The organism is Dictyobacter halimunensis, from assembly GCF_036245075.1.
This window is the reverse complement of the sequence record NZ_BSRI01000002.1, coordinates 2,208,019-2,232,208: the sequence shown is the minus strand read 5'-3', so window position 1 is coordinate 2,232,208 and position 24,190 is coordinate 2,208,019. Positions and strand designations below refer to the sequence as shown.

The 24,190-nt window shown below is 54.2% G+C and carries 20 protein-coding genes and 2 tRNA genes; 13 read left to right on the top strand and 9 right to left on the bottom strand.

What is annotated here, in order from left to right:
* Nucleotides 1-4 precede the first annotated feature (4 nt).
* The 6 genes from tig to AABA21_RS23340 form a co-directional block, all read right to left on the bottom strand.
* A complete protein-coding gene (gene tig, locus AABA21_RS23365) occupies nt 5-1,444 on the bottom strand; it encodes a trigger factor (RefSeq protein WP_338254038.1) in 1,440 nt (479 codons plus the stop codon).
* Nucleotides 1,445-1,782: 338 nt separating this feature from the next.
* Nucleotides 1,783-1,857, bottom strand: a tRNA-Gly gene (locus AABA21_RS23360).
* 34 nt (nt 1,858-1,891) lie between these two features.
* A tRNA-Leu gene (locus tag AABA21_RS23355) sits at nt 1,892-1,974 on the bottom strand.
* A 581-nt stretch (nt 1,975-2,555) separates the two neighbouring features.
* Nucleotides 2,556-4,154 (bottom strand): serine/threonine protein kinase, encoded by a 1,599-nt coding sequence (locus AABA21_RS23350; protein ID WP_338254037.1) that lies wholly within the window; start codon nt 4,152-4,154, stop codon nt 2,556-2,558.
* A gap of 94 nt (nt 4,155-4,248) precedes the next feature.
* Nucleotides 4,249-4,869 (bottom strand): class F sortase, encoded by a 621-nt coding sequence (locus AABA21_RS23345; protein WP_338254035.1) that lies wholly within the window; start codon nt 4,867-4,869, stop codon nt 4,249-4,251.
* A gap of 158 nt (nt 4,870-5,027) precedes the next feature.
* Nucleotides 5,028-5,870 (bottom strand): DUF4397 domain-containing protein, encoded by an 843-nt coding sequence (locus tag AABA21_RS23340; RefSeq protein WP_338254033.1) that lies wholly within the window; start codon nt 5,868-5,870, stop codon nt 5,028-5,030.
* A 659-nt stretch (nt 5,871-6,529) separates the two neighbouring features.
* On the opposite strand from AABA21_RS23340, the gene AABA21_RS23335 reads away from it, so the two are divergent.
* The 10 genes from AABA21_RS23335 (at nt 6,530) to ilvA (ending at nt 18,150) form a co-directional block, all read left to right on the top strand.
* A complete protein-coding gene (locus AABA21_RS23335; RefSeq protein ID WP_338254031.1) occupies nt 6,530-7,732 on the top strand; it encodes a helix-turn-helix domain-containing protein in 1,203 nt (400 codons plus the stop codon).
* Between the two features lie 179 nt (nt 7,733-7,911).
* Nucleotides 7,912-9,669: a tetratricopeptide repeat protein gene (locus tag AABA21_RS23330; protein WP_338254029.1), complete on the top strand. Its 1,758-nt coding sequence runs from the start codon at nt 7,912-7,914 to the stop codon at nt 9,667-9,669.
* Nucleotides 9,669-10,517, top strand: coding sequence for an ABC transporter permease (locus tag AABA21_RS23325; protein ID WP_338254026.1), 849 nt, complete (start codon nt 9,669-9,671; stop codon nt 10,515-10,517). Before AABA21_RS23330 ends, AABA21_RS23325 begins: the two co-directional genes overlap by 1 nt.
* Nucleotides 10,518-10,674: 157 nt before the next feature.
* Nucleotides 10,675-11,001: a hypothetical protein gene (locus tag AABA21_RS23320; protein WP_338254025.1), complete on the top strand. Its 327-nt coding sequence runs from the start codon at nt 10,675-10,677 to the stop codon at nt 10,999-11,001.
* Nucleotides 10,998-11,417: a type II toxin-antitoxin system PemK/MazF family toxin gene (locus AABA21_RS23315; protein ID WP_338254023.1), complete on the top strand. Its 420-nt coding sequence runs from the start codon at nt 10,998-11,000 to the stop codon at nt 11,415-11,417. Before AABA21_RS23320 ends, AABA21_RS23315 begins: the two co-directional genes overlap by 4 nt.
* Before the next feature lie 391 nt (nt 11,418-11,808).
* Entirely contained in the window at nt 11,809-12,696 is an 888-nt protein-coding gene (gene pdxS, locus AABA21_RS23310; RefSeq protein WP_338254021.1) for a pyridoxal 5'-phosphate synthase lyase subunit PdxS, read from the top strand.
* A 33-nt stretch (nt 12,697-12,729) separates the two neighbouring features.
* The gene (pdxT, locus tag AABA21_RS23305; RefSeq protein WP_338254020.1) at nt 12,730-13,338 is read left to right on the top strand and encodes a pyridoxal 5'-phosphate synthase glutaminase subunit PdxT; all 609 of its coding nucleotides are present in this window, start codon (nt 12,730-12,732) and stop codon (nt 13,336-13,338) included.
* Nucleotides 13,339-13,381: 43 nt separating this feature from the next.
* Nucleotides 13,382-14,455 (top strand): hypothetical protein, encoded by a 1,074-nt coding sequence (locus tag AABA21_RS23300; protein WP_338254019.1) that lies wholly within the window; start codon nt 13,382-13,384, stop codon nt 14,453-14,455.
* 10 nt (nt 14,456-14,465) lie between these two features.
* Entirely contained in the window at nt 14,466-16,379 is a 1,914-nt protein-coding gene (locus tag AABA21_RS23295) for a R3H domain-containing nucleic acid-binding protein (RefSeq protein ID WP_338254018.1), read from the top strand.
* A 496-nt stretch (nt 16,380-16,875) separates the two neighbouring features.
* Complete coding sequence (gene ilvA / locus AABA21_RS23290) at nt 16,876-18,150, top strand: threonine ammonia-lyase (protein WP_338254016.1); 1,275 nt, start codon at nt 16,876-16,878, stop codon at nt 18,148-18,150.
* Between the two features lie 111 nt (nt 18,151-18,261).
* On the opposite strand, the gene AABA21_RS23285 is transcribed toward ilvA, so the two are convergent.
* The 3 genes from AABA21_RS23285 to accC all read right to left on the bottom strand — a co-directional run bounded on the left by AABA21_RS23285 (nt 18,262) and on the right by accC (nt 21,441).
* The gene (locus tag AABA21_RS23285; protein ID WP_338254014.1) at nt 18,262-18,735 is read right to left on the bottom strand and encodes an acetyl-CoA carboxylase biotin carboxyl carrier protein; all 474 of its coding nucleotides are present in this window, start codon (nt 18,733-18,735) and stop codon (nt 18,262-18,264) included.
* A 6-nt stretch (nt 18,736-18,741) separates the two neighbouring features.
* Complete coding sequence (fabF, locus tag AABA21_RS23280) at nt 18,742-19,980, bottom strand: beta-ketoacyl-ACP synthase II (protein WP_338254013.1); 1,239 nt, start codon at nt 19,978-19,980, stop codon at nt 18,742-18,744.
* A gap of 108 nt (nt 19,981-20,088) precedes the next feature.
* Nucleotides 20,089-21,441 carry an acetyl-CoA carboxylase biotin carboxylase subunit gene (gene accC / locus AABA21_RS23275; protein ID WP_338254012.1) on the bottom strand — a complete coding sequence of 451 codons (1,353 nt, stop codon included), beginning with the start codon at nt 21,439-21,441 and terminating at the stop codon, nt 20,089-20,091.
* A gap of 208 nt (nt 21,442-21,649) precedes the next feature.
* On the opposite strand from accC, the gene AABA21_RS23270 reads away from it, so the two are divergent.
* The 3 genes from AABA21_RS23270 to AABA21_RS23260 all read left to right on the top strand — a co-directional run bounded on the left by AABA21_RS23270 (nt 21,650) and on the right by AABA21_RS23260 (nt 24,064).
* Nucleotides 21,650-22,099, top strand: coding sequence for an FAS1-like dehydratase domain-containing protein (locus AABA21_RS23270; protein WP_338254010.1), 450 nt, complete (start codon nt 21,650-21,652; stop codon nt 22,097-22,099).
* A gap of 70 nt (nt 22,100-22,169) precedes the next feature.
* A complete protein-coding gene (locus tag AABA21_RS23265) occupies nt 22,170-22,622 on the top strand; it encodes a MaoC/PaaZ C-terminal domain-containing protein (protein ID WP_338254009.1) in 453 nt (150 codons plus the stop codon).
* A gap of 245 nt (nt 22,623-22,867) precedes the next feature.
* On the top strand, nt 22,868-24,064 hold the full coding sequence (locus AABA21_RS23260; protein WP_338254008.1) for a sensor histidine kinase: 1,197 nt from the start codon (nt 22,868-22,870) through the stop codon (nt 24,062-24,064).
* The last annotated feature ends 126 nt before the right edge of the window (nt 24,065-24,190 follow it).

Here is a 24,190-nt window from a genome sequence, read left to right as displayed (position 1 = left end):
ATTTCTACTCTACTGTCTCCGTTGTCTGGTCGCCGGGTAGAGGTGTTGCCGCAGCGGCCTCCTCGGCACTGCTGTCAGTGGCCTCGGTCTCGCTTGCCAGTGCCGCCGCCTCAGCGTTGGCTACTGCCGCATCCTCTGCCGCCTCTTCTTCCTCGATTTCCGCATCGGGATCGGGATCGGTGGTTAGCTCGATCAGGCGGGAAAGCGTCTTTTCGCGGCGGAAGCTCAGCATCAGTGAACGAATCTGATCTTCTGTCTGTGGTAGCGGCTGGCCGATCTGCTCGTAGGCGTTGAATAGTGCCTCAATCTCAGAAGGCTCAACCGTGATATTTTCTTCGTTAGCGATCTGCTCCTGGACCAGCTGGCGCTTGATGCGATCTTCAGCCTCAGGGCGCAGCTCCTGACGATATTCCTCAGGAGTTTTGTTGACCATCTTCAGGTACTGGGCCATGTTGAGGTGCTGCTGCTCGAGCATGTGACCAAACTGGTGCTCCATCTCGGCTACTTCCTCATCGATCAGTACCGGGTGGATCGAAAACTCGGTCTGATCAACAATGGCCTTCATGGCGGTCTCGCGCAGTTCCTCGTTAATTGTGCGTTTCTTGCGCTCCAGGGTGTTGTCGCTGACCGCTTTACGCAGGTCCTCCATGTTATCGAACTGGTCGTCGCTTACTTTTTTCGCGAACTCGTCATCCAGTGCGGGAACCTGCTTGGCCTCAACCGTATTGACGGTTACTTCGTAGTTCGCTTCTTTTCCAGCCAGCTTCTCGTTGCTGTAATCCTCAGGGATGGTGGTGGTAAAAGATTTGCTCTCGCCGGCCTTCATGCCGATGAGATGCTCGTCCATGCCGGAAAACAGGCCGTGGCGCTCATCATTGGTAATCTCAAAGGTGTTATCTTTGAGATCCGAGATCTGCTGATCACCCGAGGTCAGCTTCAGGTCAGCCTTAATGCGATCGCCGTATTCTACAGGGCGTTCAACGCTCTCCCACTCGGCCAGGCGATTCTGAAATGACTCGATCTCCTGCTCAACCTCTTCTGAGGTTACTGCGGCCTCTTCGCGGTCAAAATGCATGGATTTATAATCGGGCAACTTGACCGGGGTAATGATGGGGACTGTCAGGCTGAAGTGGTAGTCCTGGCCCATCTCGAAGACCGGGGCATCCAGTTTCGGCTGGGTGATCGGAGTGAGATCATTTTCTTTCAGAGCGTTACGATAGGCCTCTGAGATCAGGTCATCCAGACCCTCTTGATAGATATACTCTTTACCTACACGGCGTTCCAGAATGGCGCGGGGTGCTTTGCCACGGCGGAAGCCTTGTATATCAACTTGCTTAACCAATTTGCGATATGCTTTATCGGAAGCCTTTTGCATCTCGTCCCATGTCACATCTACATTCAGGACGGCCTCACTTGTTGGTAACTTTTCTACAGAGACCTTCACATTTCCTCCAACAGGTTTTCTTTATTGTATTCGTGTCACTTGACAGTGTTTAACTTTGCTGCAAAGCTGCTTTTCACTTCTGCTCCGCCACACCGACTATACAAGCATCATGCATGTGTCACGCATTTGAGAGTAGGAAAAGCACATTGAAAATAGACTACGGGAAGCGCAGGGGGGAATCACTACCATAGACCACCCCACAGCAGAAGCTTGCATAAAACCGCATTCACCAACTATCTGTATACGTTACAAACGCGTTGTATTCTACGTCTGATGCAGGTTGCATGTGCGCTTACCATAGAGGGCAGCCTTGCGGATGCCCTCTGTCATAGATAAGTTGGAGCGGGAGACGGGATTCGAACCCGCGACATCTTCCTTGGCAAGGAAGTGCTCTACCACTGAGCCACTCCCGCTTAACTGCGTTTACCATTATAATACATTTGCAAGTGGGCGGTGAGAGACTCGAACTCTCACGGTTCATCACCAACAGATCCTAAGTCTGCCCTGTCTACCAGTTTCAGCAACCGCCCATGTACTTAACGGATAAGAGACAATGGTCTCCACTTGTGGATAATACATCAGTAGCTCACCTGATGTCAAGATAATTTTGGCTGTATTCCGTTCGGATTACTCTTATTCCGGCGCATTGCCGCTGTAACCCGTGGCCCCAAGATTCTTCTATCTTTATATGTTCTTTCCTTTCCTTATAAATGAAGGAGGATGGTGCAGGTGTGCCGGAGAGGTGGGCGCCCCCGCACGGGCGGCCGCATGCGCGGCCGCACTTTTATTTTTTGTTGGGTGCGGCAGGCGCTAGACGCGCCTGCCGCACCCAACATTTAACCTGTGACGAGCGAGGGCACAATGGCGGCTAGGGCCAGGCACACCTAATGACCGCGCCTTTTTTGAGGCGTGCGTGCAACATCACGGATAGGAGCGAATGCCACCGCACGAGTAGCCCCAGCATTTTTATTTGTGTGGCGGTGCAATCGGTGCGCTTTGCGCACCGATTGCACCGCCACACAAATAAAAACCTTCTGAGCGCCGTAGGCGCGTAGAGTCAGGAGCCGGAGGCACCAATGCACGCTCTTCGAGCGCCTGCCCAGCGCCAGTGCTACTTCCCTTGATAGGGCATAGCCGTCCAATCCCCATAGTCCTGGGGATTGGACTGGGTGGCGCTATTATTATAGATACTAAAGCTTCTGCCCGCGAGCTGATCTCCTGTGTTGGTGGTGCCCAGGAATTTGATGATCTGGCCCGAGGTCAGGGCGACTGTGATGTCGATGTTGCCTGCTTTACTGACCGTGCCGGTGAATGGACCCCGCTGCCCATCTGTAACGAATTGGCCTGAGATCTGGCCGCTGGGCGTTTCTTTGATGTACAGGAATTGGAAGGATCGGTTGCCCAGGCTCAGACCGACATGGTTCATGGTTCCGGTATAGCAGGAAGCCAGGATGGTACCATCGTTGGCAGCAGGCGAAATGGCATACTGACTTTTACAGGCAAATACCGGCGATGGCGTGGCGGTTGGTTGGACACGCTGGATGATCGGCGTACTGACGACAGGATGACTCTGACGCTTCCAGATGTGGGTAGCCAGCAAGAGGTCCGTGAGCCCGGCAATCAGGATCAGGGCCAGCAGGACGAGCAGGATTTTCTTGCGTGTGGGCGCCTTCTTATTTACATGACCATAGGTTCTGCGCACCCTGAGTCTGGGCAATGGACGCGCATTGGCTGTGGGTCTCTGCGTGCCGACCAGCTGTTTCGCCGTAGACAAAACGGCGATGTCCTGCTGGGAGAGTTCAAGCCGGGTGGAGTCCAACATCTTTGTGCTCGGGTCCGCTACGGTAGGATCGGGCGCTATGATCGCGATGCTCAGCGCCTGCCAGAACGCCTCGATCGAGGCATAACGGTCCTCTACACGCAGACTCATGGCCTTCGCGATCACGTTAGAAATATTGGGGCTGATCGCGGGGCAGATTGCGTGCGCGGACTTTAAGGGATCGATCTGCCTCTGATCCATGGTGCGCGTCAGCGCATCGGTTGGGACCTTGCCCGTCAGTAAGGTGTAAATAGTCGCACCCAGAGCGTAGATGTCGGTGCGACTATTGGTCCCCTGACCATACTGCTCTGGGGCCGCGTAGCCGGGCGTTCCGTAGCGAAAGACGCTGGTCGTTTTATCTTCAACATACTCTTTCGCCAGCCCGAAGTCTACCAGCATGGCCTCACCGGTGTTGATCGGGATAATGATATTCGAAGGCTTGATATCGCGATGTATAATCGGCGCCTCTCTTGTATGCAAATATGTCAATGCATCAACGATGGGTGTCAGCAGAGTCAGGGTCAGGGCGAGGGAGAAGCGTTTCTCCGGTTGTTCGCGGCGCAGCTGTTCCAGGTCTTTCCCCTGGATATAATCCATGAGCATGTAGATGCGGTTGAGCTGGGTATCCTCAAAAACCTGGTACACCCATGGTAGAGCGCGATGCGAGAGACGCCGCAGCAAGCCGGCTTCAAAGCTCAGCTGGCTGCGCTCATGATGATCCGGATCGATTACCTCTTTCAGCGCATAGCGTGTGTGTCTTGCACGCCGTTCGCGCACCAGGTAGACGGCGCTAAAGCCTCCCTGCCCAAGCAAGTCTTCAATGAGGTAGCGTTCACCCTCGCTATCCTGTATGGTCGCTCCGATCGGAAGCGTTAACTGGTCCTGGAGCACACAATACCTCGCAGATTCAGAACAATGGGTACGATATCCCTTGCGTCCTTTATATGTATATACACTAAGCAGATGTACGCATCAGATACATATTCTACCCTAAACGGGTAAAAACCACCATCCTGGCAGAGGTTTGTTGTTCGCTGGGGATCCAATAGCCATCGCAGGTAATCAGATTCAGATATCGGCCACTGTTGTCTCCAAAGATGTTTTGCAGCGGGGCTTCGTGGACAGGGTAGGCGACTCTGGCTGTAACATGGAAGATGAGTTGATGGTTATCGCTGGTAGTGACAATGACTTGATCACCGGCATTAAGGTTGCGCAGATTCCAGAAGACCGCCGGCCCGCCTCCCGGACGGTCGACATGCCCATCGATGACCGCGCTCCCCATCTGACCGGGGGCCGGCCCGTCCTTATACCATCCGGTGCTATCCCAAGGATCCTGATGAGGTGTATCCAGATCGCTGTTGGAGAGGATACTGACCGGCTCAACGTTCGCATCGACACTGATGGCGGGAATACGAATGTGGATCGGGGTGGCGATAACCGGCTTAGGAGTTGGCGTGGGCCGCGGAGTGACGATGGCGTGCACTGGCTGTTTTCGCGGCTGCGTCGTCAATGAAGATGGCGTCGGCAAGGTCGCCTGCCCACAGCCGCTTAACAGGAGCAGCACACAGCAGCTCAGCCAGATAAAGCCGATGGTCTTTTTTCGCATGTGTGCTCCCCTTTCACGATTCTGCTAATCCGCGCACAGATTGGCGGCTAGCTTGCTAAAACAAGAGCACTCTCCTTATAATGAAGGGTGCATAGGACGTTTTCCGTTGCCTGGTCCAGATGGCCCTTACTATGAAGGAGAGTGCTGGTAGTTATCGGCTAGGCGTGCCGCCAGAAGTGGCGTATTACCCCAAAGCCGGTGGCCAGCAGCAATACCATGGTGAGCTGCAGCAGGGGGACCCCTGGTGTCGCGGTATCGGGCAAGACCGGAACAGCGCCCGTCTGCGGCAGACCTGGTATTCCAGGTGTGGTTGCCGTAACCAATTGAGCCTTTGGATTGCCTTTGACCATACCGACGGCGAAGACGCTGGTAATGGTATTGGGCGCTAGTGTTTTGGGAACCGAAAGTGTTTGATTGACGAGCGGTACCGTCACCTTGAAGTCGCAGGGGCCAGTATTCATATCGATATAAGAGCTGTCATCCCGATAGCCCATATTTTGGATGGTATTGTCTTCCCCGATGGTTGCGTTGATCTGTCCCGCGTCAGGAATCAGATGGTATACGCGCACCCTGGCCTGGTTGACCGACACTTTATTGTCATCAACAAACACCTGCAGATCCAGTGTTTGGGGTGTCGCACCGATGGCCGCCACGGTATATGCCTTGCCAGTCTCAACCGGCAGCGTTTTGGTCAGGGCCGCCGCGCCGACCCCCTTGCCTACCAGCGAGATCTGTACCTTGTGGTTGCCAGCCGGAAGAGCCGCGTAATCTGTGACCGACGCAAATTGAAAGCTATTGAGGAACGCTTTCCCATCCACAAAAACATCGGCTGTGCCCACAAAAGGCGAGGCATGAATGACACGCACATACGATGTATTCGTATCAGCCAATGCGGTGTGCGTTGACAGGCTACCCAGGCCAAAAAATCCCATCAAAAACATGATACCCACCAGAAGGCCGCCACGGCGGAGCAGCCTGATAGGGTACAGTGAACCCTTCATTCTACATTCTCTTTTCTCAATGTATCAATTCGCTTGATTGAGATAGCTATGAAAACAATGGTATAGATGAGGTGTATGGTCATTTGAAATACAATGAGGACACGTAAAACGGTGTGACGCTTTTCTAAGTATGTCGCAGAAATGTTTAAAATAGTAGCTACCAATGGTATCAATTCGGTTACGAAAAAGTAATACTTTCCCGATTTTACCTTTCATTCCTCAACCGCGTGCTGAGAAGCTGTTACATTCATACACCATGGACTTTTTCTCGATTTGTTGCTTTGATTGGACGATATTTATAAATGGAATATACCTATTCAGGTCTGATTGATGCCTGCGGCATCAACCAGAATTCTACTTGTGGTGTTGCGGAACATGGGCGGCCAGGCCGCCCATGTTCCGCAACACCACAAGTAGAATTGTTTGTGCTCTGCGCAGCAGAGCATGGGCGTTTGAGCGCAAGAGTGCCGAATAGGTACAATAGAATTTTGTTATGTGACCCAAAATGAGTCATATACAATATATTCCTAATGCTGGCCGTGGCCAGCGAATAAACTAACCTTGACTGTCTGCTGGCTATATTTTAAGTTTTATATTTGACGTATCATGAGTCATGGGCTTATAACAAGACCAGGTAAAATGTGTTGGGCGAGGATACTATGGAGAAACAGAACCGCATGCTCAAATCTGCTCGCATGCAGAGAGCGTGGACACCAGAGTTCGTCAGTGGGTTGGTGGGTGTGAGTCGAAGTACATATATTCGGTGGGAATCTGGCGCTCAGAAGCCACGCCATGCCTCGTTAGATGCCCTGTGCAAGGTTTTTGCTATGTCGCCCGCGGAACTGGGGTTTATGGCGCATCGTATCAGGCAGGCGCATACGCTGGACAAGCCCACCAGTCCTTCCTCTACGCTGAGCGCGGACGGCATAGAGGAGATAAATGAAGATGATGCGGCCGAGATCTCTGAAGAGGATCTCCCGGCCTCTTTAGAGACGTGGTCCGCCGGGCTGGCCTCTTGCTGGGAAAGGTATATGGGTGGAGGCCAGCGAGAACTGGAGCGATTGCTCCCAACCTATCTGACGCGTTTATTGAAGCCGACCCTGACCCCCGGCCCCGCGCAAAAAAAAGCCGCTAACTTGACCGCGCAGGCCTATCAATTGATCGCGCTACTGGATCTACAGCGTGGCGATTTCGCGTCCGCCGAGGCGAACGGAACCCAGTCCCTGGTGTATAGCCAGCTGGCCAGGGATTGGAATCTCTACGTCGCGGCGCAGATTCGCCTGGCGACCATCTTTTCGGCACGCAAGCGTGTTGGCTCGGCGCTTAACGCATATAATAACGCTCTGCATCGGATCAACACCAACAACGATAGCATCTCCCCAATGCTCCATAGCTGGATCTTCGCCGGGCTGGCCGAGATACAGGCCACCATGGGACGCGAGACGGAGGCCCTGCAGTTTTTAAAGCTGGCGCTGGCGGTCTTCCCAGAGAAGCCAGAAGAGGATGCCTGCGCCGCCTATGCTCGCTGCGACCGCTCCATGCTGTATCTGTATCAGGGATTGGTCTTCCTCAGACTGGGGCAGCCCAAAGTGGCATGGGAGGCGTTTTCCCTGGTAGATGAGCTCAAACCGGTACCCTGTGAACGCATGCGCGCCGAGTTTTTAAAGTATCGTGCCTATACCTCGCTGGTGCTCGGCAATATGATCCAGTCCTGCATCTATCTTGAGGCCGCAGCCAGGGCCGCGCGCGCTATCAATAGCGAGCTTGTATTCGGCGAAATCTACGCGCTCTATCAACACATGCTGGCCATCTGGGGACAGGAATCACGCGTGAAGGCGCTGGCTGTCCTTTTTCAGAGTTGAGCCAAAATCCTTTATTCTCAGCACGGGTGGCACAAAAAAAACTCACCCTGAGCAAAGAGAGCATAGTTGACAAGCAGCAAGGCACAACATACAATCCATATGAGAAGTTTTTAGTTTTATGCATATAACGCGCCTGGAGGGGCTCCTCCTTTTCGTCACATGCAGGATGTTATTTTGGAATGAAAGACGACAACGAGTGGCGTATAGCCGCTGATGCCCAATACGCATTGGGCATAAAATATCGTAACATTTCCACGGGAGATCAACAGGCCAACCTGAAGCAAGCCATTACTTGCTTCCAGAAAGCGCTGAGTCTCTATTCTTTACAAAGCTCGCCCATCGAATGGGCCCGGACGCAGCAACAGCTAGGCATCGCATATCGCAATTCAACCGCTGGCCCTGAACGCCAGCAGTATTTAAATAAAGCGCTGGCCGCTCTGCAATCTTCATTGGAAGTGTTCACCAGTGAAGAACATCCCCTCGATTGGGCGCAGGTCCAGTATGAGCTGGCTTTGACCTATTTGTATCTTCCCAGCGGCAATCGCCGACCGGCGCTCTTTAAAGCGTTGGGCTGTCTGCAGGCATGCCTTGAGGTATATACGCTCGAAGCTTTTCCCGAGCAATGGGCCAGCATCCAATATAATCTGGGCAATGTCTATTGTCTGCTTCCCTCCGATGATCGCTACTCGACGTTACGTAAAGCCATCCTTTGCTATGAGGCCTCGTTACGTGTCTATACCTGTGAGACCACACCCCAGGAATGGGCAATGGCGCAGTTTAGCCTGGCCAATGTCTATGCCTTTCTGCCCGGTGGCGAACGCCAGACGAATCTGGAACGCTCGATCATCCATTACCAGGCGGCCCTGCAGGTCAATACCTTCGACCGGCATCCAGAGCTGTGGGCCAACACCATGCAGAGTATGGGCAACGCGTATCGCAACATGCCCGGCGACGAGAGCGAGACCAGCCTGCACCACGCGGTAGATTGCTATCAGGCCGCCCTCAGCGTCTATTCAAAAGAGGATGCCCCCCTGGATTGGGCGTCCGTCTATAACAACCTGGGCATCACCTATAATTTGATGTCGAGCGGTAACGAGCAGATCCGTCTGGAGCAGGCTGTAACCTGCTTTCGCATGGCGCTGACGGTATATACACGCGACACCTATCCCGCCGAGTGGGCCAAGACCAACAATATGCTGGGCCTGACCTACCTGGATATGCCAGATGGGAACAGGCAGGAGCAGCTACGCCAGGCGATTGTCTGCTTCGAGGCCGTCCTGGAAGTCTATACATTTGTGCAGCATCCATTGGCCTGGGCCAATGTGCACTATAATCTGGGCCATGTGTATATGCTCATCGAGCCGGTAGATGAGGAAGAGTGGCAGAGCCATATTCAAAAGGCCATCACCTCATTTGAGTCGGCCCTGCAGGTATATAGCCGTAAAGATACGCCCTATGAGTGGGCTAAAACCCAGAGCAACCTCGGCAATGCGTATAAGGATTGCTTGCTTGATAATCGCCATCCTTATCTGCAGCAGGCGATCGAATGCTACAGGGCCGCCCTGCTCGTTTATGCCCGTGAGAATATGCAGGATGAGTGGGCGACCACGCAGGGGAATCTCGGGCAGGCCTATTGGACGCTGGCCAAAACGGAGCGGCAGGATTACCTGGAACGCGCCATCGCCTGTTTTGAGGAGGCTCTGCAGATTCAGACGCGCGAGACGACGCCACTGGAGTGGGCACAGAACAAACATACATTGGGATTGGCCTATGCCGATCTGGCGCGGGGGGATCAACAGCATAATATGCGCCGGGCCCTGGCTTGCTATGAGGCCGCCCTGACCGCCTATCAAAGTCTGCATATGCCCGCGCAGGTCTCGCTTGTTCAGCATGACATTGAGCAGGCGCGTCACTCCCTTTCGCGCGATCTTGCCTGATGATGCAGAGAAATATCCTATCCAGCGGCGGCTATGGAGCATGGCTGGCCAGAATCCTGACCCTGCTGTTGAGCAGCCTCTTCTTTCTGTTCCTGGGCATTCCGCTGGCGGGGCTGCTCTTCAGAGAGGCGCCAGCGACCATCTGGAATGAGATCCTGCAACCGGACATCTTTCAGGCCCTGCAGCTCAGCCTGGTCACCACGACCCTGAGCACGCTGCTGGCGGTCGTGTTTGGCTTGCCTGTCGCCTATCTGCTGGCGCGCCAGCGCTTCTTTGGGCGTGGCCTGCTCGAAACCCTGATTACCTTGCCCACCGTACTGCCCCCGGTGGTGGCTGGCGTCGCCCTGCTGCTCACCTTTGGACGCCTGGGGCTGCTTGGCCGCTACCTGGCTCTTTTTAACGTCACCATTCCCTTTACGACGGCCGCCGTCGTGATGGCCCAGACCTTTATCGCGGCCCCCTTTTTTATCAATAGCGCCAGGGCAGGCTTTGAGCAACTGGACCAGCGCTACGAGCGGGCCGCCTATACGCTGCGCGCCTCCCCGCTCTACACGTTTTTCCGTGTCACCCTGCCCCTGGTGCGTCCCGCCTTGTTATCCGGCATCGGCCTGTGCTGGGCGCGCGCGCTTGGCGAGTTCGGGGCCACCATCACCTTTGCCGGCAACTTTCCTGGTGTCACCCAGACCATGCCGATTGCCGTGTATATCGCTTCTGAGAGCGACCTGGACAAATCCATCGCCCTCGCCGTCGTTTTACTGGCCGTTTCCTTTGGCATCCTTCTGACTTTAAGGCTAAGTCAGCGCGGCCGGGACAAAAAGGAAAAAAAATCCGCTAGAGATAGGCTTTAATCCCGATATAATGCACATCCATGGCGAAAAATAGGCATTTATCCCGGCTAAGTTTTCTAAGAATTCTAAGAAAACGGCCCGATCTTCATTGACAATTACTAACTGCCTCGGTACAATAAGTAAAGATGAAGTCGTGTTATGACTAGGAGGCAACTTCATGGCTGTTGCACATACAGACCTATATCGTCATGAGAACCTCGTTCGAAAATCGATTCAGATCCCTTCGACGCAGCATAAAGAGCTAAAGGCGTTGGCTGTGGAACTTGATTCCTCACTCGGAGACGTACTGGAGGCTATTATGGATCTGATGCGACAGGATGATTATCAGCAGTTGAGGTTAGTGATTATGGAAAAACGCGAGCGTGAACTCTCTTCACTCAACCACTCTCTCGATGAAGCTTACGCTTATCTCTCTACTGTTCCCGAAACCCTGGATGAAGCTCAATTGTGTTTTAGTGCTGGTTGTGAAGGTATGTTTGCATGAGTAATGAGGCCAGGCAGTCTTTGCCGAGCCTGAAGCAGCAGCAGGATGCGAATGCTAGTATTCCAAATCCGCGACGTGGTGAGATTTGGGATGTGAATTGGTCACCCGGGCGTGGTGCAGAACAACAGGGAACACGACCGGCGTTAGTGATACAAAATGATCGAGGCAATTCCTCTTCTTCCTACCCTTTAACCATCGTCGCCTCGATGAGCCGCACGGAACGAGAGCTTCCGTTGCATGTACGCATTACACCTACTCAACATAATGGCTTGAGTGATTACACGGATGTAAAATGCGAGCAGATCATGACGATTGAGAAGACACGTCTTATCAGGCGTCGTGGCTCGATTAGCCCTGAGGAGTTGTATCGCGTTGACCAGGCTTTACGCCTAAGTCTTCATCTTATTCGAGATTAAGGCTGGCGTTATTTCATCCTCACATTTTTATATATCTATTCCCCTCTTTTTGCCGGGTTTATCCGGGCATATATGCGCCCCTGCCTTTTGTTACAATATATAGAGAGATATTTGAGGGCCCGCCAATTTGGCCCCCCTTCCTCCTTCGACGTACGATACCACCGCCGTAGGTGCGCCCCTTGCGGGCGCTTCTTCCCTCGACGTATGATTATGCATGAGGAAAATAAAATCGGACGCGAGGTCCGAACGTATGGTTGGATGGTTTCCAGTTAGGGAATTGGCTGTAGATGTCAGCCATGTTCTTGTGTTAGAATTTCTGCCAAATAAGGTTACTTATTTTCTTTCTACATACTTCATACCGTTAAGCAAGCACGCCAGGAGAGGTAAATATATGCAAAAGCAGCTTGGAACTATACAGGTTAAACGAAGTTTTCCGGAGATGTTAAAGGGCGGAGTGATCTGCGATGTGGTGAACGCGGAGCAGGCAAAGATCGCGGAAGAGGCCGGCGCCTCTGCTGTAATGGCTCTAGAGCGCGTGCCTGCCGATATTCGTGCCCAGGGTGGCGTCGCTCGTATGAGTGATCCCGAGCTGATCTTGCAGATCAAAGAGGCCGTGACGATTCCGGTGATGGCGAAGGTCCGTATCGGACACTTTGTGGAGGCCGAGATTCTGCAGTCGCTGGGCATCGATTGTATCGATGAGTCTGAGGTGCTGACACCTGCCGATGAGCGCTTCCACATCAATAAGCATGAGTTCTCGATCCCCTTCGTGTGCGGTGCTCGCGATCTGGGCGAGGCCCTGCGCCGTGTCGGTGAGGGTGCCGCCATGCTGCGTACCAAAGGCGAGGCCGGTACCGGAAATGTGGTCGAGGCTGTACGTCATATGCGTACCATCATGGGTGGTGTGCGCCGTCTGCAATCGTTGCCGGAAGAGGAGCTGATGGCCGAGGCCAAAGAACTGGGCGCTCCCTATGACCTGGTGCTGGAAGTTGCCCGCACCGGTAAACTGCCGGTTGTTAACTTCTCCGCCGGTGGTATCGCCACGCCTGCTGACGCGGCGCTGATGATGCGGCTGGGTGCCGAGGGTGTCTTCGTTGGTTCCGGCATCTTCAAATCGGGTGATCCCAAGAAACGCGCCCAGGCTATCGTCAAAGCGACCACCCACTATCAGGATCCCGAAATTCTGGCCGAGGTTTCGCGCAACCTGGGAGATCCCATGGTTGGTATCAACCTGGATAATCTGCCCGCCCAGGAGCAGATGGCACGACGCGGCTGGTAATTCTACTCGATTGACACTGATTAAGAAGAACACATGGAAAAATACAACCAAACCCCCCGTATCGGCGTATTAGCATTACAGGGTGATTTTGAAGCACACATCAAGATGTTGCAGGGATTAGGGGCGGACGCGCAAGCTGTTCGCCTCCCCAGGCATCTCGACGAAATAGATGGTATAATACTACCAGGTGGTGAAAGTACGACAATCGGTAAACTGATGATTGCCTACGATCTCCACGAGGTATTGCAACGAAAGATTCGTGAAGGCGTCCCCATGTGGGGGACATGTGCAGGTCTCATTTTATTAGCGAAGGAGACGGATAATGCTCTTGCCGGTCAACCACTATTGGCCAGCATGGACATTCGCGTCCGCCGTAATGCGTTTGGCAGTCAGCGGGAAAGCTTTGAAACTGATCTGTCAGTGCCCGCACTAGGCGAAGCGCCATTCCACACCTTCTTTATCCGGGGACCACAGGTTGACCAGGTTGGCCCTGAGGTGGAGGTGCTGGCAACGCTCGACGATGGAACCATCGTCGCAGTCCGTGAAGGGCCCTTGTTAGGCACTGCATTTCATCCTGAAGTTTCAGGAGATACGCGTTTTCACCAATACTTTCTCCGCATAGTACAGAGCGTGAAGAGGTAGAAGTCGCTTGACACATAGCTTCTATCTGACGCAGGAGTAGTGGATGATAAGACCGGTGTTGTATGTAGATTTACCGGGAATCATCTACGCCATTGACCACCGTGCTCGAGGTAACCAGCGCGACTATGCAAATTTTGTTTGCTGGCTCGAGTCGGTGGAGAGTGCGCTTCCTTCGCCCCCTATTTTGAGGCAGCTTCTTCCCATTTCTCCAGCTGTCCGTACGTGGATCTGTGAGGACCACTGGCGCCTGTTAGGCTTTGCCCAGGTACGCGAACGGCCGTCTCATGCCGCATGGGACCTCGCCTACCTGGCCTCAATGACGCAGCGAGATGGCGCGCAACTGGTCGGTGATGATATACTCACGGCCTTGCTTGAATATGCATTGGAGATGGCCTCAACCCATGGCATCCTCCGCATCTTTGCGAAGGTTGAAGATGAAATGCCCGAGATGGAGATGTTCCAACGTTCGGGTTTCCAGCGCTACGCACGTGAACTGACGTATGTCTATGACCCATATCAGCAAAAATCCAGGTCGACACACGTCGCGACGGAGACGGCGCTCCCTTCGCTACGCCGCTGGAATCGCCACTATGTGTGGGGATTATACCAGCTCTATCGTGCTGTGACGCCGCAACGCGTGTTGACGGCCGAGCTCTACGAGAATAGTGAAGAATACGCCAAACTTCAAGTTGGGTCACTACAACCACTACCTTCCTTCTTTGGCCGTGGTAGTGAGAATTATGTATGTGACGTAGGTGTTCGTGTGGGAGCCTGGATGCGGCTCTGTCGAGGTCACGGCTCGACGCCGCACCGCATCTCGCTGATGGTACATCCAGAACACGCCGAGCTTGCCGAGCCGTTGATTCAGTTCGGCATCAAGCGCCTGCTGGATGCCGACGTACGGCGCATTTATTGCCTGGTGCGCGAGTACGATTCTTTTGTTAACACCGCTCTTTGCAATAGTGGATTTGAGCAGGTCCTGGCCAAGGTACTGCTTGTGCGACACGTAGCCTTACTGGCCACGAGGCAGAGCACGGTCCCCCTGCTGGAGCAACGCGCGGTCTATGGCTTGAAAGGCCTGGGGACGGTCAATTCGCGCCAAAAAATTATGAGGTGATAAACTGCCTATGCAACATGTGATCACTGACGATCTGGAGGCTCTGCTGGCTACTCTTCCGCCAGACATCCACGACGCGGTCAATCGGCTAGATAACCGAAGCGAACTGCTGGAGATCGTAATGGACCTTGGGCGTCTGGCCGAGGGCCGGTTCCCCGAGGGGGAAGTGATCCTTAGTACGACACCGGTGGCATATGCCGATCTCGAGTACGTCGTTGAACGTATTGGGGAATTTGGCGATGACAACCGAGCGGGTATTGAGCGGACGCTCCACCGTATTAGCGCGATGCGCAATCGGAAAGGGAGAATTGTCGGTTTAACTTGCCGTATTGGTCGAGCGGTGCTTGGCAGTATTGCCCTGATCCGTGATATTGTCGAACAGGGCCAATCCATCCTGATTCTTGGTCGTCCGGGCGTGGGTAAAACAACACTCCTGCGCGAGATCGCTCGAGTCCTGGCGGACGAGGCGAATAAGCGCGTGGTTGTGGTGGATACGTCTAATGAAATCGCTGGCGATGGGGATATCCCCCACCCTGGCATTGGGCGTGCCCGACGTATGCAGGTTGCGCGTACGGCGGAACAGCACGCTGTGATGATCGAGGCTGTGGAAAACCATATGCCACAGGTGATCGTTATTGACGAGATTGGTACCGAGTTGGAGGCGGCCGCGGCACGCACGATTGCTGAACGTGGTGTCCAGTTGGTCGCGACGGCTCATGGTAATTCGCTGGGAAACTTGCTTGTAAACCCGACTCTTTCAGACCTGGTGGGTGGTATTCAGACCGTCACCCTGGGTGATGAGGAGGCGCGTCGACGCCATACCCAGAAGAGTATTCAGGAGCGTAAATCACTCCCGACCTTTGAAGTGGTGGTGGAGCAACAGAGTTGGGATGAGGCTGTAGTGCATCGTGATGTGGCAGATACGGTTGATAATATGCTGCGCGGCCAGCCTATCGTGGCCGAGGAGCGTACACGTGATGAGGAAACTGGACATGTTTCGATCCGCCGAGTGACGACGGGTGGCATGGATGTTCCAGGCTGGGGCAACGGGCTCGGTGGTCCTGGTGCTCGCCCGGGACAGGGTTTCACGACAAGCATGTTCGAGCGCTCAGATCGCAATGATCGCGGTCATCTTGATCGCAATCATACCCATCTGAGTTCGCTGCGTGGCGCGGGCGCGCCTACAATAGATCCGCGCGGTGGCGGTGAGCGCGTACGTGGTCGCAACCAGACCACGGCACATATCGCGCCACAGGTCCAGGCGCTGGCACCTACAGGGACCGCGCCCAATGACGGAGAGAGCCATGCGGCCGTCCTGGTCAAGCCCCGCCCCGTGACCGAGATCACGGAAGGGATCTATCAGGCCAGCGAGCCCGCAACAGAGGTTCGTCCGCCTAAGACGCTCAAGGTCTATCCATTTGGTGTTAATCGTGACCGACTCTCGGAGTCCGCGCGCCAGTTGCGCGTGCCGGTCGTGATCACCAATAATGAGCGCGAAGCCGACGCAGTTATTACGCTCAAGAATTATTATCGCCGGCAGCCCGAACGCTTACAGCAAGCGGAGCAAGAACGTAAACTGATTATTATACTGAAGAATAATACTATTACCCAGATGCAGCACGCGCTGGCGCGCATCTTTGATATCCCTGAAAGCGCATCCGATGGTGATGATGCTGATACATCGGACACCCAGGTGAGTATAAACGAGCGTGAATTTGATGATCCGACCAAGCAAGCGTTGCTTGAGACAGAAGACGCCATCCACCAGGTCCTCAACAAAGGCCTCACGACGGCGGAGCTGGCCCCGGCCAACGCCTACGTACGGCGCCTACAACATCAAATGGCTACTCGCTACAACCTCATCTCGCGCAGCCGAGGTAAGGAGCCTCACCGGCGGGTAAAAATCTTCCGTTCCCGTGATTAATAGCGTGATTGGGGGCTTTGCCCCCAATCACAAAAGGGTATGCCAGAAAGGCGCATCCGCGCCTTTCTGGCATACCCTTTTTTAAAGAAGAATGGTGTGTGCTATTGCGGCAAGGCGCAGCTGCGCCTTGCCGCAATAGCACACACCATTCTTCTTTTTTGTGTGCGCCGAAGGCGCCATCAATTGAATTTGGGGTGAGCGGAGATGCAAGCGAGCATGCCGGGGGCATGATCAAGCGGCGAGCCCAAGCCGGGGCAAGCCCGGCACCTACGGGGTTTGGGGGCTGTGCCCCCAATGCCTCCCCTCTCCTCCTGCCGCCCGCGGGGCGGCGAAAAGAAGGCGCCGCAGGCATAACATTTTAAAAAAAAGGAAATAGGACAGTTGTCAGACAGATCGCACATGCGCTATAATCCTTCCCATAACATTTAGGCAGCGGAGCCTACCAATGTAGCCATGACGGCTGGGCGTCCTACGTGGGACTGGAAGGAGTCGTACTATGCGTCTTGTAGAGAACGATCTAACCACTGGCACTACCCCCACGGTAGTCGGTTCTGTCAAAATAGCTGATATCTGGCAAGCGTACAAGTTTCTTAAGCCGTTGATCCACCATACTCCACTATCGTCTTCACGGACAATGAGCCAGTTGACGGGGGCCGATATCTATCTGAAGTATGAACATATGCAGCGCTCGGGCTCATTCAAGATACGTGGAGCTGGATATAAAATCTCGACGCTCACGGAGAAGCAGTATCAGGCGGGTGTGATCGCGGCCTCGGCCGGCAATCACGCGCAAGGGGTAGCGATCTCTGCCGCCCAGCACAATATCCCCTGTACGATCGTCATGCCTGAAAGCGCTCCCCTGGCCAAAGTTACTGCCACCGAAGGGTATGGTGCGCGCGTTGTGTTATACGGCGCGACCTACGATGACGCCTACCAGCATTGTCTGGAATTGCAGCAAGAGAGCGGCGCCACCTTTATCCATGCCTTTGATGATCCCAAAGTTATCGCGGGACAGGGCACGTTGGGACTTGAGATGCTCAATGATCTGCCCGACGCCGATGCCATCGTCGTCCCCATCGGTGGGGGTGGTTTGATCTCGGGCATCGCCATTGCCGCCCGGGCCTTGAAGCCCGATATTACCATCATCGGTGTGCAGGCATCCGGCGCGCCCAGTACCCGTGTTTCTCTGGATGCTGGTAAGCTGTCAGCGCTGCCGGCGATTACCACCATCGCGGACGGCATCGCCGTCAAAAGGCCCGGCGAGCTCACCTTCTCGATCATCGAGAAACTGGTTGACGACGTGGTACTGGTCGATGACGAAGCCACGATCAACGCAGTCCTCCTGCTGATGGAGCGCTGCAAAATGATGGTCGAGGGCGCGGGAGCCATCGGTCTGGCGGCCCTCTTAAGTGGAAAGGTCCAGCTCAAAGGCAAGAAAGTGCTGGTCCCTTTGACCGGCGGCAACATCGACATCAACCTGGTGGGACGCTTCATCGAGCATGGACTGGCCAGTGCCGGCCGCTACTTCGTCATCCATACCCGCCTTACCGATCGGCCGGGTGAGCTTATGCGCATGCTCTCGATCATCACCGATATGCGCATCAACGTCATCGACGTGCGCCACCAGCGCATTTCCAACCGCCTCCCGATCATGCAGCGTGAAGAGACCATTACTATGGAGACCAGTGATCGTGGCCAGTGCGAGAAGCTTCTGCACCGCTTGCGCGATGAGGGCTACATGGTTGAAGAGGCGCAATCATTTGATTACTAATTCGGGCATGAACAAACGCGCGGGATTTTTGGTCCCGCGCGTTTTGTTTTAATCGGACGCAAGGTCCGAAATCGGGGGCTTGCCCCAAAAAATCGGGGGCAAGCCCCGAACCTACGAGAGGGGTTCGACGCGCATAATGGCTTCGCCTTTTTGGATGACTGATCCGCTGACGGCGTTGATTGATACTACGCGGCCGGATACCTCGGCGTTGATCTCGTTGAAGACCTTCATGGCTTCGATCAAAGCCACGACCTGTCCCACGTGGATGACGTCGCCGACGTTGACGAATGCTGGCGAGGTTGGCGAGGCGGACGAATAATAAACGCCGGTCAGGGACGCCGTTACCGGTAGCGACTTATCAACCTTTTTGAGCGCGGCGGCCGTGCCTGCACTCGGGGCAGGTTGCGGCTGGCCCGCGACCATAACCATTGTAGGCGCCTCGGTCAATACCATCCCCGGACTACGGCGAATGGTAATCTCTGTCCCATCTTCGGTTAAGGTCAACTCGCCAACCGTACTGCCTTCGAGCACATCGACAATCTCTTCAACCCGCTCGAGCCAGGATGAATTGTTTTCTGTATCCATGTTCTTTTACTCTTCGTAGCGCTTGAAGACCAAGCTTGTATTATGGCCACCAAAGCCCATCGAATTCGACATCACCACATTGACGTTGGCATGACGAGCTTCATTTGGCACATAATCCAGATCACATTCGGGATCTGGATGGTGGAGATTGATCGTTGGAGGAATAATACCATTCAGAATCGTCTGAATAGAAATGACCGCTTCGATCGCTCCTGCCGCACCCAGCGTATGACCTGTCATGGACTTCGTCGAGCTAACGGCGAGTCGATAGGCATGCTCGCCAAAGACCGTTTTGATGGCCTGGGTCTCGGTGCTATCGTTGAATTCTGTGCTGGTGCCGTGGGCGTTGATGTAGTCGACCTGCTCAGGTTTGAGGCCGGCTTTCTGCAAGGCGCGGCGCATGGCACGAACCAGACCCTCACCGCCTGGCGCGGGCGCGGTCACGTGGCTGGCATCACCGGTGCTGCCGTAGCCGACCAGCTCGGCCAGAATCGTTGCCCCACGCGCTTTTGCGAACTCGAGTTCCTCCAGGATGAGCACGGCTGAGCCCTCGCCCATCACAAAGCCATCGCGCTGAGCGTCAAAGGGACGGCTCGCCTCCTGATAGTTCTCGTTATGGCGTGACAGCGCGTGCATGTTATCAAAGGCGGCCATCGCGATTGGCGTGACAGCTTTTTCGGAGCCACCGGCGATCATCGCCACCGCATCGCCACGGCGAATGGTCTCCCATGCCTCACCAATGGTGTTGCCGCTGGTGGCGCAGGCGGAGACCGCGGCCCAGTTGGGACCCTTGGCGCCGGTCATGATCGAGACGATGCCGGGCGCGCCATCGATAATCATCATGTTGATGAAGAAGGGACTGATACGGTCTGGACCCTTCTCATGCAGAACCTTGAACTGGTCGTGCAGGGTCACCAGGCCACCGATGCCGCTACCAATATAGACACCGACATCAGGGGCGATCTCATCGGTGATCTGTAGTTTTGCCTGTTCCAGTGCCTGTTTGGTGGTCGCGATCGCCAGGTGTTCATAGGGATCGTTGCGCCTGAGTTCTTTGCGATCCATATATTTGGTGGCATCAAAATTCTTGATCTCGCCAGCAAAGTGAACACGAAAATTGCTGGTATCATAGGCCGTAATCTCACCAACACCAGACTTACCCTGGATCAGCGCTTCCCATGATGAAGCCAGATCATTGCCCAACGAGGTAACCAGTCCCAGGCCGGTTACAACTACGCGAGACATAAAGTCACCTCCCGTTTGTCCGTTTATCTAAAAGCATCCTGGTAGAGATGCTCATTTCTCACGTTCCATATCACTCGCAGTGCTGCCCGCTACGATGAGGAATGCTGGTTATTTGATACCCAGCGCGCCCGCTTCCTCCTGGATGAAGCGCGTATAGGTATCGCCGCTAATAAAGCCCTCATGCTTCAGTAAGCGCTGATGGAACGGTATTGTCGTTGTGACGCCCTCGATAACAAACTCTTCCAAAGCACGCTGCATGCGTGCGATGGCCTGGTCGCGATCCTCGGCCCAAACAATCAGTTTGGCGAGCAGCGAATCGTAGTGAGGAGGGATCTCATAGCCCGTGTACAGGTGACTATCGACGCGCACACCAGGGCCACCCGGCGGCAAATACTTCTCGACAACACCGGTCTGGGGACGGAAATCCTTGTCCGCATCTTCAGCGGTAATGCGGCACTCGATCGCGTGTCCACGCAACTTGATATCCTCCTGGCGCAAACGCAAAGGTTCGCCCGAGGCGATATGGAGCTGCTCTTTGACCAGGTCCAGGCTTGTTACCAGTTCGGTAACGGGATGCTCAACCTGTAAACGCGTATTCATTTCCATGAAATAATAGCGATTCTGCTCATCCACCAGGAATTCCAGCGTGCCGGCGTTGCGATAACCAACCGCCTTCACCGCGCTAATGGCGCGCTGACCCATCTCATCGCATAAGGAGCGGGGCAGAATCGGGGTTGGAGACTCCTCAATAACCTTCTGGTTGCGGCGCTGGCACGAACAGTTGCGCTCACCCAGGTGGACGCCGTTGCCATGATTGTCGACCAGAACCTGAATTTCGACGTGGCGAGCCTTTGGCAGATACCGTTCCAGGTAAATACCATCGTCGCGGAATGCCTCCCGGACCTCATTCTGCGCCACCGTAAACGTGCGCTCAAACTCGTCCGCATGATTGATCAGGCGAATACCACGTCCACCGCCGCCAGCGACCGCTTTGAGCATCAGTGGAAAACCGATCTCACGAGCAGCCTCTGTTGCCTCTGCTAATGTGCGCAAGACGCGGGTGCCCGGCAGCGTTGGTAAGCCTGCTTCAACCATAGCCTTACGGGCGGAAACCTTATCGCCCATAATCGCCATCACTTCGGCCGAGGGACCGATAAAAGTGATATTTACATCCTGGCAGATCTGAGCGAAGCTCGTGTTTTCTGACAGGAAACCATAGCCAGGGTGAATTGCTTCGGCATTGGAGATAAAGGCAGCGCTAATAATATTTGGAATATTTAAATAGCTTTTGCCACTGGCTCCGGGACCAATACAGATCCGCTCATCTGCCATTTGTACTGGAAGTGAGTCACGATCAGCCTCGGAGTGGGCAATGACACTACGTATCCCCATCTCGCGGCATGCGCGAATGACACGCAGAGCAATTTCACCACGGTTTGCAATTAAAATCTTACGAAACATATGCATGTAGACAAAGCGACCAACTTCGGGTGCTTCACCTTGCTCCTCTCACTTAAAGCCCTTGTGAGGGGTATGATGTCGACAATTATATCACAAGGGCTAAAGATTGAGGAGGATGATTTCTCTTGACATCATCAATGCCAGGCTTGATACTGAAAATGCAAAACCCTTTTGGGGAGCATATTGTGACTTGAAGGAGTAGCTTCTTATGTTTGATAAGGAGAAGGTGGGATACAGCTTTCCTGCCTTTATGATAATGATCGAGCGCGGCAAGATTCATGAGCTGGCGCTAGCCATCGGGGACGAGAATCCTATTTATCATGATCTGGAGGCGGCTAAAGCTGCGGGTTATGATGATCTTCCTCTACCCCCGACAGCCCCAACTATATTTACGTTCTGGGGCAATACGCAGCTGTGGGAGCAGCTGAGCAGTGTGGGAATCAATGTGGCGCGCGTCCTCCATGGCGAAGAGGAATATGAGTACGTCGCTCCCATCGCCGCCAACGATACCTTGACCGGCGTGACCACGATTGTGGATGGCAAAACACGGCGCACCCGCGAGGGGTCGATGGATATCTTGACGACCGAGACACGCTATACCAATCAGCATCAGCAGCATGTGTTGAGCGCGAAAACCATGTTTATCGTGCGCGAGTAGTCCAGTTTGCTGACACCCCCTGCCAGTCATGGATGGTCGATATTTTGATGGTATATAAGGAGAAACAGTTATGACGACACCTGCCGAAGCTCCAACCAGGCGCTATTTCGAGGATGTAGAGGTTGGCGAAGAGATTCCCCAACTGGTGAAAGCTCCAGTCAAACACCTGCAACTGGTCCGCTACGCGGGCGCCTCCGGCGACTTTAATCCTCTGCACACGGATCCCAAAGTTGGTGAGGAGATTGGTACCGGCGGTATTATCGCTCACGGCATGCTGATTATGGGCTTTGTAGGCCAGATGCTCAGCGATTATGTGGGACCCCAGCCCCTGCGCAAGTTTGGCGTGCGCTTCAAAGGCATGACCCACCTGGACGATGTGATTACCTGTACCGGTACCGTGACCAACAAATACGAGGAGGACGGTAAGGGGTATATCACCGGCAAAGTACAGGCCAAAGATCAGAATGGCGACCTGAAAGTCTCGGGCACCTTCACCGCACAACTCCCCCACCGGAACGCATAGCTCCAGTCGCGAAAAAGCAAGAAATGACCCACTTCTCAAGAGATTCCTCTGTGGAATCTCTTGATCTTATCACCATGGATAGCCTAAAAGATTGATTTATGTCAATGAAAGGTATGCTCATGGTAAAATATTATGCAGATGAGGGAACAGACGCAACGGCTGAGTCTGCGGTCTGATTGGGGGGAGGTTCAGAATACGTAGAAGGGGCTTTGGACGAGCTCTGCCGCGATGAAGGGGAGGAGAGCGTGCGTTATCCAAATGCTTTTGCTCGTTTCCTGCTTGAGATTTCAATATTCTTTCAGGTAAGCCTGGTCGTTGTGTCAGCGCTTGTTTCGTCGTTCCTCCTGACCTGTACCCCGTGGATAAGCCATAACCCCATTATTTATGTTGTCCCCATTGTGCTTTCGGCCTGGTTGTTCAGGCGACCTGGTCTCTATCTTTGTACCATCTCCCTCCTCTTGATTTTCTGGCTTTCTCACTCCATGGTGATCGGCAGTCTGTTGCCTTCCAATGCCGATATTACCTCTACCATCGTTAGCGTGTTGATTCTGTTCACGTTGGGATTATTGGTGAGCGCGCAGCGCGAGGCCTCAGATCAGGCCGATGAGGCGCAGGAGCAGCTGGTGATAGCCGGCGAGGAACAGCGGAAGCTTAATGAGATCAAGGACCAGTTCCTGCAGAATGTCAATCACGAACTGCGCACCCCATTGACTGCTATCTATGGATATCTGGAGCTGTTGTTGGAACATGAGGATCAGTTAGACCAGGATATGCGCACTGCTTTTTTACAGCATGCCATGCAAAGCTGCGATGAACTACAACTGCTTGTGAATAACGTTCTGGACACGATGGGGGTCGAGAAGCAGCGGCAATCGCTCTATATAGAGCAGATCGTGGTACGCGATATCCTGTTTGAAGTGCTGGAGCGTTTTGACCCCCAGAGCGTGCGACGCCACCATATCTCTGTTGATATCCCCAACTACATCGTGGTCCTGGCCAACGCGCAATACCTGCGCCAGATTCTGCGCAATCTAATCTCAAATGCCTTTAAATACGCCCCGGCTGGTACCCCCATCACCATCAGTGCCGCCCTGGATGGCATGGTCGTCCATCCTTTGCATGCCTCTCCGGAGATTTGTATCTGCGTCAAAGATGCGGGTCCCGGTATCCCTCCGAACGAGATGTCACTGTTGTTCGGACAATTCGTCCGCTTGCGCCGCGACTCCTCCGGCAGTGTGCGTGGTTCCGGCCTGGGCCTCTTCCTGAGCAAGCAATTTGTCGAAGCCATGAATGGACGCATCTGGGTCGAAAGCGAAGGAATAGAGGGAAAAGGGAGTACTTTTTGTTTTACTTTGCCGTGTGTTGTGCATCCCAAGGTGAATGCGCGGACCTCGCTGGTCGATTTTGAGCAGTTCCGCTCTCCCCTCCCCATCAATAATTGAAAAAATAAGGGTATGATGTGCCGCGAGGGGTCAGATGGCCGTGGCCATCTGACCCCTCGCGGCACATCATACCCTTATGAAAAGGAAGCGGGATGTGCAGGAGGGCGACGAGCCCTCCTGCCGGGG